Genomic DNA, 16,509 nt, shown 5'->3' on the forward strand with positions numbered 1-16,509 from the left:
TCGCAAGCTCCTCGCCACTCAACCAGCGGGGGATGGGCTCGTCGCAAGCTCCTCGCCACTCAACCAGCGGCACGCTGCCGGCCGAGTAGCGTCGACCGAGCGCAGCGAGGCCGCCGCGTATCGAGGTCAGCCGGCGGCGGGGTCTCGCTTGAGCTGCGCGACAACCAGATGCAGCGCGGCGGTGGTGGTGAGGGAGCGGACCCGTTCCCGGTCACCGGGGAAGCGACGCGTCACCGTGTAGGTGGGACGGCCCGTGATCGCGACGCCGAAACAGACGGTCCCCACCGGCTTGTCCGCGGTGCCGCCGTCAGGGCCGGCGATCCCGGTGGTCGACACGGCTACGTCGGACTTGAGACGGCGTAGGGCTCCCTCGGCCATTGCGGCGGCGACCTCCTCGCTGACCGCGCCGTGTGAGGCGATCAATCCGGCGGGGACGTCGATCAGGTCGGACTTCGCGTCGTTGGAGTACGAGACGACGCCACCCATGACGTAGGCGGAGGAGCCGGGACGGTCGGTCAGTCGCGCGGCGACGAGTCCACCGGTGCAGGACTCTGCCGTGGCGATGAGTCGGCCGTCGAGCGTAGCGATGAGCTGGTCTTCGATGGTCGAACCGTCGGTCGAGAAGATCTGCCGCCCATGGTGTTCGGTGAGGAGATCCAACAGCCGGCCGTAGGTGGCGGTGTCGTCGGCGGCGAACCGGGTGACCATGTCGAGCTCGCCGCGTCGCAGGCAGGTGGTGATCTCGAGAGCGTCGAAGTCGGGGATCGCTTCTTCGGCACGGCGCAGGGTCTCGGCGAGCTCGGCTTCGTGCAGGCCGTAGGCCCGGATGGTCTCCTGCTTGAGGTCGCCGGCCCGGGACACCACCTCGGCGATGGCCGGCGAGGCGATCGCGGTCGGCCACATCGACTGGAGCTCCCCCGGCGGGCCGGGCAGGACGAGGATCGCCGGCAGGGGTTGTTCTCCGGGTGAGGCGGGGATGGCGACGCCCGGCGCCGTGCCGGTGGGCGGTATCGCGACGGCACCGGCGGGAACGTGGGCCTGCTTGCGGATGCCGATGCGGGTCGGGCCGTCGTCGAGGTCGACGGCGTCGGGTCGCCAGCGTCGGATGATGGCGGCGATGTGCTCCTCGAGAGCCGGGTCGAGTTGCAGGTCGCGACCGCAGAACTCGGCGACCGTTGCCACCGTCAGGTCGTCGGCGGTGGGACCGAGACCGCCGCTGGTGACGATGAGATCGACCTGCTGGTCGGCGAGGAAGCGCAGCTGCGCGGTGAGGTCGGCGGGGCGATCCCCGCAGATGGTGATGTGGGCGACGTCGACGCCGAGCGAGAGCAGTTGCTCGGACACCCACGGTCCGTTCTGATCGGTGATCCGCCCGGTCAGTACCTCGGTTCCGGTCACCACGATGCCTGCGCGCACACTCACGGGTCAGAGCCTAGTCGGGGATTGAGCGCCGCGGCTTGGTGCTCCCTGAGGTGCGAGCGAATGCGCCGGTCCCGCTCCCTGAGGTGCGAGTGAACGCAGCGGGGGGCGTGCTATCGCTCCTCGCACCTCAGGGAGCGGGAAGGAGCGGTGAAGGTCAGGCCTTCTCGGCCTTCGCCTTCTCCTGCATCGACGACCGGGCCGGGTTGGCCTGGTCGTCGGCCTTCGGGTCCGACTCGTCCTTCTTCTCGGTCACGCCCGACTTGATGCGGGCACCGATGTCGGGATCGACGCGGTGCCAGTACTCGAACGCGCGCTGAAGCACTGGTTCGGACACACCGTTGAGGAGGTGGCCGACGACGTTGTCGACGAACCGCTCTCGCGCGTCGTCGTCGAACACCTCGCGGACCAGCGTCCCCGCCTGACCCCAGTCGTCGTCCTCGGGATGGTCGACGTAGGCGCTGCGCAGGATCTCACCGTTGGCGGCCCACTGTGGTTCGCCCTGACCGGGATACAGCGCCGACGGACCGCCCTTGGAGTTGGGTGCGTAGACCGGGTCGGTGACGTTGTGGATGCGCATCGCGCCGTCCTTGGAGTACGAGTGGACCTCGTTCTTCGGCGCGTTGACCGGGATCTGCTTGTAGTTGCCGCCGAGACGGTGACGGTGGGCGTCGGCGTAGGAGAAGACGCGCCCCAACAACATCCGGTCGGGGCTGAACCCGATGCCGGGCACCACGTTGTTCGGCTCGAAGGCCACCTGCTCGATCTGCGTGTGGTGATCTACCGGGTTGGTGTGCAGCGTCATCTTGCCGACGTCGATCAGCGGGTAGTCGCCGTGCGGCCAGACCTTGGTCAGGTCGAACGGGTTGAACCGGTAGTTCACCGCGTCGTCGAACGGCATGAGCTGCACCTTGAGGGTCCAGCTCGGATGGTTGCCGGCGGCGATGTTCTCGAACAGGTCCCGGGTGTGGAAATCGGTGTCGGCCGCAGCCATCTGGTCGGCCTCGTGCTGCGTCAGGTGCTCCACGCCCTGGTCGGACTTGAAATGGTATTTGACCCAGTGCTTCACACCTTCGGCATTGACCCACAGATACGTGTGCGAGCTGTAGCCGTTCATGTGGCGCCACGTCTTCGGGATGCCTCGATCACCCATCAGCCAGGTGACCTGGTGGGCGGACTCGGGCGACAGCGTCCAGAAGTCCCACTGCATGTCGTGGTCGCGAAGGTTGTTGTCCTGCCGACGTTTCTGGGAGCGGATGAAGTGCTGGAACTTCATCGGGTCCTTCACGAAGAAGATCGGCGTGTTGTTGCCGACCATGTCGTAGATGCCCTCGGAAGTGTAGAACTTCAGCGCGAAACCGCGCGGGTCACGCCAGGTGTCGGGGCTGCCGCGTTCGCCGGCCACCGTCGAGAACCGTGCCACCATCTCCGTCTTCACGCCGGGCTGGAACAGTGCGGCGCTGGTGTAGGCCGAAACGTCCTCGGTGGTCTCGAACGTCCCGAAAGCGCCGCTGCCCTTGGCATGTGGCTGTCGCTCGGGGATACGTTCGCGGTTGAACTGGGCCATCTGCTCGATCAGGTAGTGATCGTGCAGGACGATCGGTCCTCCGGCGCCCACCGTCAGAGAGTGTTCGTCACTCCCGGCAGGCGCGCCCGAGTCCCGGGTTGTGTAGAGCGAATCGTCGGACATATCGCCTCCGAGAGGTCGTCGTATCCGTGCATGAAAAAACGCGACCCGAGGGCTGCAGGTCTGCCCCGCCGATCCTACGCCGAACCGGCCACCCGTCAGGGCTACTCGTCCACGGCGATGCCGAACTCGCGGAGCACCGCTTCGGTGTGTTCGCCGAGTGCGGGTACCGGGCCCATCGCGAGTTCGATGTCGTCGAAGGTCATCGGTGGCAGCACGGCTTTGATCGGGCCGACCTCGGTGTCGACGTCGCGCCAGCGGTCGCGTTCGCTGAGTTGGGGATGCTCAACCACGGCCTCGAGGTCGCGGATCTCGGCGGCGGGCACACCCGCGTCGGCGAGGCGGCGGTCGAGTTCTGCAGTGGTGAACCGTTTGGTCTCCGCCGCGATGACGGCGTCGACCTCCGCCCGGCGGGACACGCGATCGATGTTGGTCTCGTACCGGGGGTCCTCGGCGAGGTCGGGGCGGTCGAGCACGACGCGGGTCAGCGTGTCCCACCCACGGTCGTTCTGGACTCCGATGAGGATGGTCCCGTCCTGGGTGGGGTACTTGTCGTACGGCACGATCGCCGCGTGGCCGAGGCCGACGCGGGCGATCTGTTTGCCGCCGTAGAGCCGCATGTACATCGCGTGACCCATCCACTCGACCGTGGCGTCGAACATCGACACCGCCACCCGTGCGCCGACCCCGGTGGTGGCGCGGCGGAACAGTGCCGACAGCACGGAGGTGAGGGCGTACATCCCGGCGGCGATATCGGAGGACGGGATGCCGGTCTTGGTCATGTCCTCGGGCGTCCCGGTCACCGAGATCAGCCCGGTCTCGGCCTGAACCAGCATGTCGTAGGCCTTGCGGTCCCGGAACGGGCCGGCGTCACCGTATCCGGACATGTCGACGACGATCAGCTCCGGATGATCGGCGCGGAGGACGTCGGCGCCGAGTCCGAGGCGGGCGGCGGCGCCGGGAGCCAGGTTCTGCAGGAAGATGTCGGCCCCCGCGATCAAGGTCTTGATCGCGTCGCGGCCGGTTTCGCTCTTCAGGTCGAGTTCGACCGATTCCTTGCCGCGGTTCAGCCAGACGAAATGCGTACCCGCGCCGCCACGTACGGCCGAGTCGTACTGCCGGGCGAAGTCCCCTTCGCCCACGCGCTCGACCTTGATGACCCGCGCACCCAGGTCGGCCAGATGCCGGGTGGCCAGGGGGGCGGCGACGGCCTGCTCGAGGGCGACGACGGTGATCCCCTCCAGCGGCAGCAGGGCTGAATCCGACGGGGGCGACTGGTCCGATTTCACCGGCCCAGGATCCCTTGCGGTCGTCGGGTTCGTCAACGCGACCGAAAATAACCCGAACATAGGTGTTCGAGTTGTGTTAACTTGAACACAGCTGTACGAGATACTCGGTGAAGGAGCCGTCATGGCCGAGACCCCGACACGTAGTCAGCGTGCGGACGCCCGCCGGAACGTCGAGGCGATACTCGACGCCGCCGTCCGCGTACTCGCCCGCGATCCCGATGCCTCGGTCGCCGTCATCGCCAGGGAGGCCGGCGTCGGACGCGTGACCCTGTACGGGCATTTCCAGAACCGCGTCGCGCTGCTGTCGGCCGTTGTCGACCGTGCGCTGAACGAGACCACCGCGGCGATCACCGAGGCACGGCTCGAGGAGGGCGAACCGTTCGATGCGCTGGCCCGGCTCGTCGTCGCCACATGGTCGGTGACCCACCGTCACGGCGCGCTCGTGGTCGCGGCTCAGCGATCGCTGCCGCAGGATGCGCTGACGTCGGCCCACGCGGCACCGATGGCCGCAGCGGAAACACTGTTCGAGCGGGGCCAGAGATCGGGCGTGTTCCGCGACGACATCTCCGCCGCGTGGCTGGTCACCTTGCTGCACAACGTGACCCACGGTGCGTCGACCGCGGTTCACGACGGCCAGCTCGACGCCGTCGAGGCGCCGCGGTTGATCCTCGCGACGATGGCCGGGACCGTCACCCCGCCCGGGACGCCGGTTCCGTCGGCACTCGATCACGCAGTAGGTGGTGTGTCGTGAGCGCCGGACCACGAGGGGTGGGGTGGTCCGGCACTCGGTGGGTGTGGCGGCCTGGACCGCGGTCACGATACTGGTGGCGACGGGCGTGTTGGTGGCGGTCGGCCTACCTTCGGCGAAACATGCTGCATCACAGGTGTATCCGGAGCCTCCGGGCCTGCCCGCGACTGTGTCGATGGCGTCCGAGCGGGCGCCGGAGTTCCGTCCCGACCGTCCGACTGTCGCGATCCTGCTGGCCGCGGAGGGAACCAACGTCGCCGATTCGCTTGCGCCCTATGAGGTCTTCGCCCGGTCCGGTGCGGTGAATGTCTTCCTGGTCGCCGATGAACCCGAGCCGATCACACTCGGCGGCGGGCTGACCGTGCTGCCCCAGCACACGTTCGCCGAGATCGACACGATGACCGGCGGCGGACCCGACGTCGTCGTCGTCCCACAGCTGCACGGGAACATCGACGACGAGATGCGCTGGGTGACAGAAATTTTCGAACGGAAACCGAAATCGCTCGTCATGAGTGTCTGCGTGGGGGCGGAATACCTCGCAGCGGCCGGAATGCTCGACGGGCGACGGGCGACCACGCACTGGCTCAAGCTGATCGGTGTGCGCCGCGACCATCGGCAAGTCGACTGGGTCGACGGCGTGCGGTTCGTCGAGGATGGGCGGATCATGACCACGGCGGGGGTGCTCTCCGGGATCGACGGTGCGATGCGCGTGGTCGAACGCCTCGGTGCCGGGGACCAGTTACGTCGGATCGCCGACGAGATCCACTGGAAGGGATACGGTTCGGGCGCACCGGTGGAGATCGACACGACGGGGCTGGGTCCCGCTGATCTCCCGTTCGCCCTCAGCGCCGCCTATCGATGGGATCCCCCACACAACACTGTGTTGGTGACCGACGGAGTGGGCGAGATCGAGTTGGCTTCCACCTATCGGCCGTACACCGAGCTGTCCTGGCTCGCGACGATGACCACGTCGACCGTCGGCGGGCAGCCCGTCGTCTCGCAACACGGTGTCACCGTCGTGCCAGAGGCGGCGGCGGATGAGGCCGGGCAGGTGGACCGGCTGCTCGTGCCCGGCGACGAGGCCGCCCGCACGCGGATCGCCGAGGCCGCTCCGTCCGGGCCCGACCCGACGTACCTGCACTCCGGCGACCGTTTCGCCTTCGAGCCGGTCATCGACGACATCGCGGTCCACTACGACCGCGCGACGGCGACCTGGGTGGCCAAGAGTCTGCAGTATCCGGTGGACGATCCGGGGTCCGGTCGAGACGGGGTGTCGTCGTGGCCCTGGGCCCAGACGGCGATCGCGGCCGCCTTGGTGGCGGCCGCGATCGGTCTCGTTCAGTTGTCCCGCGTCACGATCGCCGCTGTGCGACGTCGCGGGCGGGAGTCATGACCTGCGGTCGACGGGCTCCAGTGCCGGGTCGGCGAGCGCCCGCCGGTCGAGGTCGGCGTCGACACCGGAGTCGACGACCGTCTCGCCGGCGATGACCTGTGCGAACTCCTCGTCGGTCGTCGCCGCGGTCGCCTCGGCTGCGAGTCGCTGCTCTTCACCGGTCAGGGTGTTGAGGGCGACCTCCTTGATGAACAGCACTGCGATCGTGCCGACGATCGCCATCGCCATCGAGACCAGGAAGATCCGGGCCGTGCCGTCCCCGTACGCGCCGCGAACGATCGCCGCGATGGGTGCGGGCAGTTCGTTGAGGTTCGACAGGCCCGCACCGCCGGAGCCGGACTGGGTGATGCCGATCGCACGCAGGCCCTGACCGATGAGGTCGGTGACGTGGTTCGACAGCACCGCTCCGAGCACGGAGACGCCGGCCGCGCCACCGAGTGAGCGGAAGAAGGTCACGGTCGAGGTGGCCGCGCCGAGGTTCTTCGGCTCCACGGTGTTCTGCACCGCGAGCACCAGGTTCTGCATGGTCATACCCATGCCGAGTCCCAGGGCGAACAGGTAACCGCTGAGGACCGCCATGTTGGTGTGGGCGTCGATCGTCGCCAGGAGCCCGAAGCCGATCGCCATCACGATCGAACCGGCGAGCAGGTAGTTCTTCCAGCGGCCGTACTTGGTGATGAGGCGTCCGGAGAGGGTCGCCGAGACCACCGAGCCGAAGACCATCGGGAGGGTCAGCAGGCCGGCTGCGGTGGGCGAGTAACCGCGGGCGATCTGGAAGTACTGGCCCAAGAACACCGCGCCACCGAACAGGGCCACGCCGACCGCGATGCTGGCGATGGTCGCGAGGGTGGTCGTACGTTCCTTGAACAGGTGCAGCGGGATGATCGGGTCCTTGGCCCTGGACTCGGCCCAGATCGCGACGGCGAGCAGTGCGAGCCCGAGGGCGACCAGACCGAACGACGTGGCCGAGACCCAGTCGAAGTTCTTGCCGGCGAGGGTGACCCAGATGAGGATGACGCTGACGCCGCCCGAGATCAGCAGGGCGCCGGCGTAGTCGATGTAGACCTTGCGCCGGACGACCGGGAGGTTCAGGGTGCGCTGCACGACGATCATCGCGATGACGGCCAGCGGGACGCACACGTAGAACGTCCAGCGCCAACCGAGCCAGCTCGTGTCGACGATGACGCCGCCCATCAGCGGTCCGGCGACGGTCGCGATCGACATGACGCCGGCGATGGCTCCCTGGTAGCGGCCGCGCTCACGCGGGCTGAACATCGACGCGATGACGATCATGACCAGCGACTGCATGCCGCCGAGGCCGAGGCCCTGGATCACGCGGAAGCCGATCAGCATCGAGACCGACGTCGACAGACCGGCGAGCATCGAGCCGATCGTGAACACGCCCAGCGACAGCTGGACGAGGAGTTTCTTGCTGAAGACGTCGGACAGCTTGCCCCAGATCGGGGTGGCGGCTGTCGAGGCGAGCAGGGTCGCCGTGACGACCCAGGTGTACTGATCCTGGGTGCCGTGAAGCTGGGTGATGATCGTCGGCAGCGCGTTCGACACGATCGTGGCCGACGTCAGGGCGACGAACATGCCGAGCAGCAGACCGATCAGCGCGTTGATGCGCTGCTTGTGGGTCATCGGTGCGTCGACGGGTTCCACGTGTGGTGGGGACGTTGTCATACGGGGGTACCTCCGGGGTCGAGCGTGCGCCGTGTGGACGGAGCCGGATGGCGGCGACCACAGATCGTCGACGAAAAGGGCTCGTCGACCTCGTGGACACAGGTGCCGGGAAAGGGCTGGTGGAAACGGGGGTCCGGCATGGGCCGCCGCCCGTTTAGTTGAATGCTGCAACTATAGGGCGTGAAAGGTGTAACGCGCAACTAACCGAGTTATTCCCCCGGGTGCCCGGACTCTGGTGCCTGCCCGACCCGTGGTCGACGTCAGGACTCAGGGTCGGCGGAGGACTCCGGGTCGACGGTCGGATCGTTGGTCGCCTCGCCGAGTCGATGGAGCAGGCGCGTGAGGGTGCGGATGTCCTCGGGGTCCCACTGGGCCAGCCGGGCGCGCCACTCGGCGACCGCCGAGGCGAGGACGGCGTCGACCCGTTCGCGCCCGTGATCGGTCAACGTGACGACGCGGGCCCGCGCGTCACGAGGGTCGGGGTGCCGCTCGGCCAACCCGAGGCGCACGACCGCGTCGATCTGCCGCGTGACCGTCGACTTCTCCATGCCGACGGCGCTCACCAGGTCGGACATCGGCATCGAGTTGTGGCGGGCGAGCACAGAGATGAGTGGATAGCACGACGGATCGAGGCGGGAGTCGATCTCGCGAGCACGCAGACGCGTCCGGATGCGGCCGCGGCGCCAGAAGTCGGTCAGCTCGGCTTCGAGGCCCCCGATGGCGTCGGGATCGATCGGAGCCGGGGTTGCGACGGGGGTCGGATCCGAGCTCATGTCGCGGAGTCCTTTCGCCGATTCGCTGTGCCGAGTCGCGGTCAGACTACCGACCGCGACGTGCTCGGGCACACGCAGCCATGTCTGATTTGCCGCGCTCTGTCCGCGCACGGACCGGTCGCGTGGAGTGTGGCCTGCGTCAACCTCTTTGGAGACGGCCTCCCCGATGGTGCACGATCGAAGAGTGAGCACGACTGAACGCACCACCCCGAACGCCGCCCAGTACGTCAAGTACTGCTACTGGGCGCCTCTGCCGAAGTCGATGACCGCCTGGGTCGAGAACGACCTCGCAGGGCCGGGGGCCTCGGCGCGCATGGTCGTGCGCTGGGCGATCCCGTGCATCATCATCCTGCTCCCGATGCTCTTCGTCCCGGCGGACTGGGGCGTCCGGTTCACCATGACCGCGCCGATCCTCATCGCCTATCTCTTCTTCTCGATCGCGCTGAACCGCGTCTACCGCCGGCACCGGCTGGCCCAGCACGGGCTCAACCCCGACCTGGTCAACCGGCTCGAGCGCGAGAAGAACTCCGACCTCTACGACGAGTACCACCGCAAGTACCGCGGCGAGAATCGTCGTCGCTGATTCCGGCTCTCACGCCGCCGGTGGGGTGACCGTCGACCTCAGTCGATGATCCCCGGGAGGCAGAGGCTACCGGTGCATTCGGGGGCCGATGGTCCCGCGCCCACAGTCGCCGGTGTCGCCGTCGGGGCTTCGTTCGGGAACTCGTCGGTGGGTAGGAACGGTGCGGTGCCCCAGGTGCTGCGTCCAGATGTGGAATCCGGGGCGGTGCATCCCCAGAAGAGCTGATAGTTGCCGTCGGGGAGTGTTCGCTCCGGCCAGGTGTACGAGCCGGCCCCCGCCACCTCGTGTTGACCTGACACGAGGAAGCTCGAGTCGGTGCCCGGTTGCTCACGCGGCGGGGCGATCTACCCAGTTCTGCAGAGTGCAGGTTGAGTGCCGAAGGCCGCCACTCGATCTGCACTGCAACGTCGACGCCCAGTGGGCGGGTCATCCCAACTGTGAACACGGGCAACAGAATCGGCGCGCGTCACCCGGCCACGGCGTGCACCCCTCAGTACGCCGTGACCGAGGCGACGCATCAGAAGAGCGGGCCGGATCGGCGGCCCTGCTCGGAAAGACCGGCCCCGGTCGATCGTCTTGTGTGGGTCTGTGGTGCAGACCCGCCTGCCATCGATTCAGTCATATGACTGAGGATCTGTCAAGCCGCACAGGCTGCTGGCCAGGACGAGGACCGAAATCCGTTGTAGCCCTTGACAGGGCTGTGTTCATGCCGAATTCTGCTTCGGGCGGCTGCAATTCGCAGGCGTCGTCTTCTCCCTCTCGCGGTCGAGAGTGCCGTGAGTTCCCTCAGTGCATGCGTGTGCGGGATCTTCTCGTGCACCGACGACAGGAGATCCATGACCGGGGCGTTACCGACCAGACGTACCTTCCTCAAGGCCGCGGCGGTCACCGCGGCCGGCGCTGCGAGCGCGGTTGCTGTGTCCGCGAACGGAACTGCGGCGTCGGCGGCGCCGGCCCGCCGAGTCCGGCGCACTCGAGAAGAACATCGGGTGGTGGTCGTCGGCTCGGGTTTCGGCGGAGGCGTCTCCGCCCTCCGTCTCGCGCAGGCCGGTGTGCCGGTCCTGATGCTCGAGCGGGGCAAGCGGTGGCCGACCGGGCCGAACTCGGAGACCTTCCCGCGGGCGCTGAACCCCGACAAGCGCATGCTGTGGCACGAGTCCACCCCGAATCTGTTCGGCAAGCCGCTGAGCGTCGAACCTTATGTGGGATTGTTCGAATCGGTTGCGGGAGCGAACATGACGGCGCTGTGTCCCGCGGGGCTCGGCGGCGGATCGCTGGTCTATCAGGGAATGACACTGCAACCGAGCGAGGCGGTCTTCAACGAGCACTTCCCCAACGCTCTCGACTGGGAGCTGATGAACCGCGTGCACTATCCGCGGGTCGCGAAGATGCTCAAGGTTGCGGTCGCGCCCGACTCGGTCGTGCGGTCGCCGCAGTACCTGGCGCCGCGACAGTTCGCGAAACGGGTTCGGGCCGTGGGGCTCCCGTTGCAGAAGATTCCGATGCCCATCGACTGGGGATACGCCGAGGCGGAACTCCGCGGTGAGATGAAGCCGTCGTACACCAACGGTGACGGTGCCATCGGTGTGAACAACGGCGGCAAGCACAGCGTCGACGTCACCTACATCAAGCAGGCCGAGGCGACCGGGCTCGTGACCGTGCGGACGCTGCACACCGTCCGGCAGGTCGGCAGGCGCAAGGACGGCAAGTGGTACCTCGACGTCGAACGCACCGACGAGACCGGAAAGGTGCTGGAACACAAGGAGATCATCACCCAGACGCTCATCATGGCGGCGGGCAGCGTGAACACCACCAAATTGCTCGTGCGCGCCCGCGAGGCGGGCACGATCACCGACCTGCCCGACGACCTCGGTCGAGGCTGGGGGACCAACGCCGACCGCATCTACACGTGGACGAGCCCGAGCATCGACTTCGGCACGGTGCAGGGCGGTCCGGTCGTGTACGGCAGTCCCAACTGGAGCGACCCGAAGAGTGCGTTCACCGTCGTCCAGGCATCGATCCCCCCGATGCCGGTCTCCGCCAGAACCACAATGCTGGTCGGCTTCGGTGTCAGCCCGGGACGCGGCGTCATCTCCTACGACTCGACGGCCGGCGACGCGATCATCAAGTGGCCGCACGAGGGCGACTCGGAGATCCAGACCAAACACATCGACGGCGCGGTCCGGAAGATCGCCGGACCCGACGCGATCCTCACCGACACCAACGCCTTCTTCCCGTCGACCTGGCATGCACTCGGCGGCGCCAACATGGGTACGGTCTGCGACCTCGAGGGGCGGGTCAAGGGACAGCCCGGACTCTACGTTCTCGACGGTGCGCTCATGCCGGGCACGACCGCGGCGTGCAACCCGTCGATGACCATCGCCGCGGTCGCCGAACGCGCGCTCGACCGCATCGTCGCAAAAGACGTGGGGGTCACGGTCTGACCCTTCGTGGCTCGCTTCGCTCGCACCTCAGGGAGCGTCGGGTGGCTCGCTTCGCTCGCACCTCAGGGAGCGTCGGGTGGCTCGCTTCGCTCGCACCTCAGGGGGCGGCGGTCTGCCGCCTGAGATCCGCCCCTGGAGTCCGCCCTCCAGGGCCCGTCCGATGACACCATGTCCGCGACGTCGCTGCGCAGGGTGTATTTCGGGGGTGGTTCTCAGCAGCGGTTCACACTGCGGCCTCAGGGGGCGGCGGTGGTCGGGGCGAGCCACATCCCGGTGAGGGCGTCGACGACGATCTCGCACTGCTGCTGCCAGGGCGTGACCGGGTGATCACGGGACTCGGCGGCGCGCTCGATGTCGGCCAGCGTGTTCACGATGATGTGGCGCGTCATGTTGTTGCGCATCTCGAGGACGGGAGCGGGAAACTCCGGCAGTGCGCCGTACAAGCCCTCGAGGATTGCCAGCAGCGGCTCGGACTCGCCCATCTTCTCGTACAACAGGATGGTGGTCGCCGGGTCGCTGGACACGTTCGCGAAAAACCGGGCGAAGTAGGTCGGTGCACCGAGCCCGCCGAGATACTCGATCTCGGGGCACACCAGGCAACGGATCCAGTCGCGGACCTGCGGGTCCGACGCGATCGCGTCGAGTGCCTTCTGACGCAGTCGATCGATGCTGGCGTTGTGTTTGTCGAGGGTGGCCCGGATCAGGTCGTCCTTGGAACCGAAGTGATGTCCGACCGCGTAGTTGTTGCCCTGACCGGCAGCTTTGCTGATCTGCCTGCTGGAGACCGCGGACACGCCGTGTAGCGCGATCAACTCCTCCGCCGCGCCGATCAGCGCCAGGCGGGTACGGGCAGACTGCTCGGTCTTCCCATCGGTCATGGGTAGATGATGCCCTACCGTGGTCGTCGTCCGGCGCCGGGATCGCGACCTGTCACCGCCGCATTCGACGCGCGCGCCGACCTTCGCGGAGGGACCAGGTTTGCGTCGGTCAGGCCACCCGGTCCTAAGGTGGATCGACTGTACTCAAGTGAATCCGGTCCGCGTTCTGATGCGGAGGGCCGTTCACGACCTGTGTGAGGGGACCTGATGGCGACGACGCCCACGGCCACGACAAGTCTGCGAGAACTGACGCTCCGAGGAGTCATCCTCGGCGGGGTCATCACTCTCGTCTTCACCGCGGCCAACGTCTATCTCGGGCTCAAGGTCGGTCTCACCTTCGCCACCGCCATCCCGGCGGCGGTGATCTCGATGAGCATCCTGCGGTACTTCGCCAACCACTCGGTGGTGGAGAACAACATCGTTCAGACGATCGCGTCCGCGGCCGGCACGTTGTCGGCGATCATCTTCGTGATCCCCGGTCTGGTGATGATCGGGTGGTGGACGGGATTCCCGTACTGGATCACGGTCGCCGTCTGCGCGATCGGCGGCATCCTCGGCGTCATGTACTCGATCCCACTGCGCCGGGCGCTGGTCACGGGATCGGACCTGCCCTACCCCGAAGGCGTTGCGGCAGCCGAGGTCCTGAAGGTCGGTGACTCGGCCGGCGGTGCCACGGAGAACAAGGCCGGGTTGCGCACCATCGTCATCGGTTCGATCGCCTCGGCGGGATTCGCCCTGCTGACGAAGCTGAAGGTCCTGAGCGACTCGATCGCCACAACCATCAAGATCGGCGCGGGCGGCACCCTGTTCACCGCCGGACTGTCGATGTCGCTCATCGGCATCGGGCACCTCGTCGGCGTCACCGTCGGTGTGGCGATGCTCGTCGGACTGCTCATCTCCTACGGTGTGCTGCTGCCGATCCAGAGCCAGAACCAGGGTGAGGCCGGGGAGTCGCTCAGCGACGTGGTCTCGGGGGTCTTCGCCAACGACGTCCGCCTCATCGGTGCGGGCGCCATCGCGATCGCCGCGATCTGGACCCTGATCAAGGTCATGGGCCCGATCGCCCGCGGGATCAAGGGTTCACTCGCCTCGTCGCGGTCACGGCGCGAGGGCCAGACCGTGGACATCACCGAGCGCGACATCCCCTTCAACATCGTCGGCGGCAGCATTCTGGTGCTGCTCATCCCGATCGGTCTGCTGTTGTGGGACTTCGTGCACGACACCGTCCTCGAGGGCAGCGCCGCCGGGATCATCGCGGTGAGCATCGTGTTCGTCTTCGTCATCGGTCTCGCGGTGGCGGCGGTCTGCGGCTACATGGCCGGCCTCATCGGCTCGTCGAACTCCCCGATCTCTGGCGTCGGCATCCTGGTGGTCCTCATCGCCGCGATCCTCATCAAGGCGACCTTCGGCGGCGCCGACTCCTCCCAGACCGACGCCCTGATCGCCTACACACTGTTCACGGCCGCGGTGGTCTTCGGCGTCGCGACGATCTCCAATGACAACCTGCAGGACCTCAAGACCGGTCAGCTGGTCGGCGCGACCCCGTGGAAACAGCAGGTGGCGTTGGTGATCGGTGTGCTCTTCGGTTCGGCCATCATTCCGCCGATCCTCGGCCTCATGTACGACGTGTTCGGCTTCGTCGGCGCCCCCGGTGCCGGCCCCGACGCGCTGGCCGCACCGCAGGCGGGCCTGCTGTCCACCCTCGCCAAGGGTGTGCTCGGCGCCGATCTCAACTGGGGCCTCATCGGACTCGGCGCCCTCATCGGCGCGGTCGTCATCCTCATCGACGAACTGCTGGGTCGTGCGGGCAAGTTCCGGCTGCCGCCGCTCGCGGTGGGCATGGGCATGTACCTGCCGATGTCGGTCACCCTCATCATCCCGGTGGGCGCCTTTCTCGGGCACTTCTACAACCGGTGGGCCGAACGCAGCGGCGGCGCAGTCGAACACAAGAAGCGCATGGGTGTGCTGCTCGCGACCGGCCTGATCGTCGGTGAGGCACTCTTCGGTGTGGTCTTCGCGGGCATCGTCGCCGCGACCGGCGACGACTCCGTACTGGCCATCGTCGGCGACGGCTTCGAGACCTGGGCGCAGATCCTCGGGGTCATCGTGTTCGCCGGCGTGATCGCCCTGCTCTACGACCGCATCGCCAAGCTCGCCGCCGCCAGCGGCACCGTCCCCGACACGGCTGTCGCCGGCGCCGACGACGCCCCCAAGACCGACCCGAAGGGCTGAGGCCCGAGGAGTCAGCCTCGGCGGATCAGACTGCCGCCGAGGCGCATTCGCCGATCGCGGTGTCGAGGATGTCGAGACCGGTGCGGATCTCCTCGTCGGAGGCGGTCAGCGGGGGTGCGATGCGGAAGATCCCGCCCATGCCCGGGAGCTGGACGACGTTCATGTGGAGTCCGAGCTCGAAACACCGCGCGGTCACGGCCGATCCGAGCCGGTCGGCGCCCTGCTTCGTCGCGCGGTCGGTGACGAGCTCGATGCCCTGCATGAGCCCGCGGCCGCGCACGTCGCCCACACAGTCGTGGCGGTCCTGTAGTTCGAGCAGTCCGGCGCGCAGGACCGAACCCGCCTGCGCTGCGCGGGTGTCCAGACCGTCGCGCTGCAGTACATCGAGCACGGTCACGCCGACCGCCGCCACCAGCGGGTCGGACACGTGGGTGGTGAAGAAGAGGTAGCCGCGTTCGTGGGCGGCCTGCTCGATCTCGGTGGAGGTGATGACCGCGGCGAGCGGGAGTCCCGCACCGAGCGTCTTCGACAGGGTGAGGATGTCGGGCACGATGCCGTCGCGTTCGAAGGCGTACCAGGAACCGGTGCGGCACAGGCCGGTCTGCGCCTCGTCGACGATGAGCAACATCCCGCGTTCCTCGCACTTGCGTTGCAGCGCGGCGAAATAACCGGCCGGCGGCTCGATCACACCGCCCGAGGACAGGATCGGTTCGACGATGCACGCCGCGAGGGATCCGGTCGACTGGGCGTCGATGAGCTCGAAGCCGAAGTCGAGCTGCCGCTGCCAGTCGAGGGTGCCGTCGGCGTTGGTGAAGTCGGGACGGTAGGGATTGGGCGTCGGCAACGCGAAGTTGCCGGGTGCGACCGGTCCGTAGCCGGTGCGGCCCGCGCTGTAGGTCGAGGCCGCCGCGGCGTGCGTCATGCCGTGCCAGGACCGCGCGAAGGACACGATCTCGTGCTTGCCGGTGACGAGCTTCGCCATGCGGATGGCGGCCTCGTTGGACTCCGCGCCGGTGCTCAGCAGGAGCACCTTGTCGAGTGCGTCGGGCAGCGTGTCCGACAGGCGGGACGAGAGTTCCAGCACCGGAGGCGAGATCATCCCGCTGAACAGGTGATCGAGCTCGCCGATCTGCCGCGTGACGGTCGAGACGATGTCGGGGTGTGAATGCCCGAGGATCGCCGACATCTGTCCCGAGGTGAAGTCGAGAAGGGGTCGCCCGTCTGCGGTGTGAACCCAGCTGCCCGACGCCCGGACGATCAGCTCCGGCGCGAACTGGCCGCCGTAGCGGACGAGATTACGGGTGTCGACGCCGGTGGTGCCGGTGATGCCGGCGGGCTGCGTGGTCATGACAGACACCGTACGAGCGACGGCGGCGC

At 67.6% G+C, this 16,509-nt stretch carries 13 protein-coding genes; 5 read left to right on the forward strand and 8 right to left on the reverse strand.

Going from position 1 to position 16,509, the window contains the following annotated elements; translation table 11 throughout:
- Positions 1–126 precede the first annotated feature (126 nt).
- The 3 genes from GONAM_RS20325 to GONAM_RS20335 all read right to left on the reverse strand — a co-directional run bounded on the left by GONAM_RS20325 (position 127) and on the right by GONAM_RS20335 (position 4,395).
- Positions 127–1,422: a competence/damage-inducible protein A gene (locus tag GONAM_RS20325; protein ID WP_006868630.1), complete on the reverse strand. Its 1,296-nt coding sequence runs from the start codon at positions 1,420–1,422 to the stop codon at positions 127–129.
- A gap of 154 nt (positions 1,423–1,576) precedes the next feature.
- Positions 1,577–3,109, reverse strand: coding sequence for a catalase (locus GONAM_RS20330; protein WP_006868631.1), 1,533 nt, complete (start codon positions 3,107–3,109; stop codon positions 1,577–1,579).
- Positions 3,110–3,210: 101 nt separating this feature from the next.
- Positions 3,211–4,395 (reverse strand): CaiB/BaiF CoA transferase family protein, encoded by a 1,185-nt coding sequence (locus tag GONAM_RS20335; protein WP_006868632.1) that lies wholly within the window; start codon positions 4,393–4,395, stop codon positions 3,211–3,213.
- A gap of 121 nt (positions 4,396–4,516) precedes the next feature.
- Here GONAM_RS20335 and GONAM_RS20340 point away from each other — a divergent pair, with 121 nt between their 5' ends.
- Together GONAM_RS20340 and GONAM_RS20345 are read left to right on the forward strand one after the other, a co-directional pair.
- A complete protein-coding gene (locus tag GONAM_RS20340) occupies positions 4,517–5,146 on the forward strand; it encodes a TetR/AcrR family transcriptional regulator (protein WP_006868633.1) in 630 nt (209 codons plus the stop codon).
- 172 nt (positions 5,147–5,318) lie between these two features.
- Positions 5,319–6,536, forward strand: coding sequence for a DJ-1/PfpI family protein (locus GONAM_RS20345; protein WP_157159186.1), 1,218 nt, complete (start codon positions 5,319–5,321; stop codon positions 6,534–6,536).
- Here the strand turns inward: GONAM_RS20345 and GONAM_RS20350 are convergent.
- Both GONAM_RS20350 and GONAM_RS20355 read right to left on the reverse strand, forming a co-directional pair.
- Positions 6,531–8,222, reverse strand: a complete 1,692-nt coding sequence (locus GONAM_RS20350) for an MDR family MFS transporter (protein ID WP_006868635.1) — start codon at positions 8,220–8,222, stop codon at positions 6,531–6,533. The genes GONAM_RS20345 and GONAM_RS20350 overlap by 6 nt on opposite strands.
- A 260-nt stretch (positions 8,223–8,482) precedes the next feature.
- Positions 8,483–8,995, reverse strand: coding sequence for a MarR family winged helix-turn-helix transcriptional regulator (locus GONAM_RS20355; RefSeq protein WP_006868636.1), 513 nt, complete (start codon positions 8,993–8,995; stop codon positions 8,483–8,485).
- Positions 8,996–9,161: 166 nt separating this feature from the next.
- On the opposite strand from GONAM_RS20355, the gene GONAM_RS20360 reads away from it, so the two are divergent.
- On the forward strand, positions 9,162–9,578 hold the full coding sequence (locus GONAM_RS20360) for a DUF5313 domain-containing protein (RefSeq protein ID WP_006868637.1): 417 nt from the start codon (positions 9,162–9,164) through the stop codon (positions 9,576–9,578).
- Positions 9,579–9,616: 38 nt separating this feature from the next.
- On the opposite strand, the gene GONAM_RS22715 is transcribed toward GONAM_RS20360, so the two are convergent.
- Entirely contained in the window at positions 9,617–9,877 is a 261-nt protein-coding gene (locus GONAM_RS22715) for a hypothetical protein (RefSeq protein WP_157159187.1), read from the reverse strand.
- A 537-nt stretch (positions 9,878–10,414) separates the two neighbouring features.
- Here GONAM_RS22715 and GONAM_RS20365 point away from each other — a divergent pair.
- Positions 10,415–12,022, forward strand: a complete 1,608-nt coding sequence (locus GONAM_RS20365; protein WP_040537081.1) for a GMC oxidoreductase — start codon at positions 10,415–10,417, stop codon at positions 12,020–12,022.
- Positions 12,023–12,258: 236 nt separating this feature from the next.
- On the opposite strand, the gene GONAM_RS20370 is transcribed toward GONAM_RS20365, so the two are convergent.
- Complete coding sequence (locus GONAM_RS20370; protein ID WP_006868640.1) at positions 12,259–12,900, reverse strand: TetR/AcrR family transcriptional regulator; 642 nt, start codon at positions 12,898–12,900, stop codon at positions 12,259–12,261.
- A gap of 207 nt (positions 12,901–13,107) precedes the next feature.
- On the opposite strand from GONAM_RS20370, the gene GONAM_RS20375 reads away from it, so the two are divergent.
- Positions 13,108–15,132: an OPT family oligopeptide transporter gene (locus tag GONAM_RS20375; protein ID WP_006868641.1), complete on the forward strand. Its 2,025-nt coding sequence runs from the start codon at positions 13,108–13,110 to the stop codon at positions 15,130–15,132.
- Positions 15,133–15,157: 25 nt separating this feature from the next.
- Here GONAM_RS20375 and GONAM_RS20380 read toward each other — a convergent pair whose 3' ends face one another.
- Positions 15,158–16,480 carry an aspartate aminotransferase family protein gene (locus GONAM_RS20380; protein WP_006868642.1) on the reverse strand — a complete coding sequence of 441 codons (1,323 nt, stop codon included), beginning with the start codon at positions 16,478–16,480 and terminating at the stop codon, positions 15,158–15,160.
- Between the last annotated feature and the right edge of the window lie 29 nt (positions 16,481–16,509).

This window comes from Gordonia namibiensis NBRC 108229 (assembly GCF_000298235.1).
GTDB classification, from domain to species: Bacteria; Actinomycetota; Actinomycetes; order Mycobacteriales; family Mycobacteriaceae; genus Gordonia; species Gordonia namibiensis.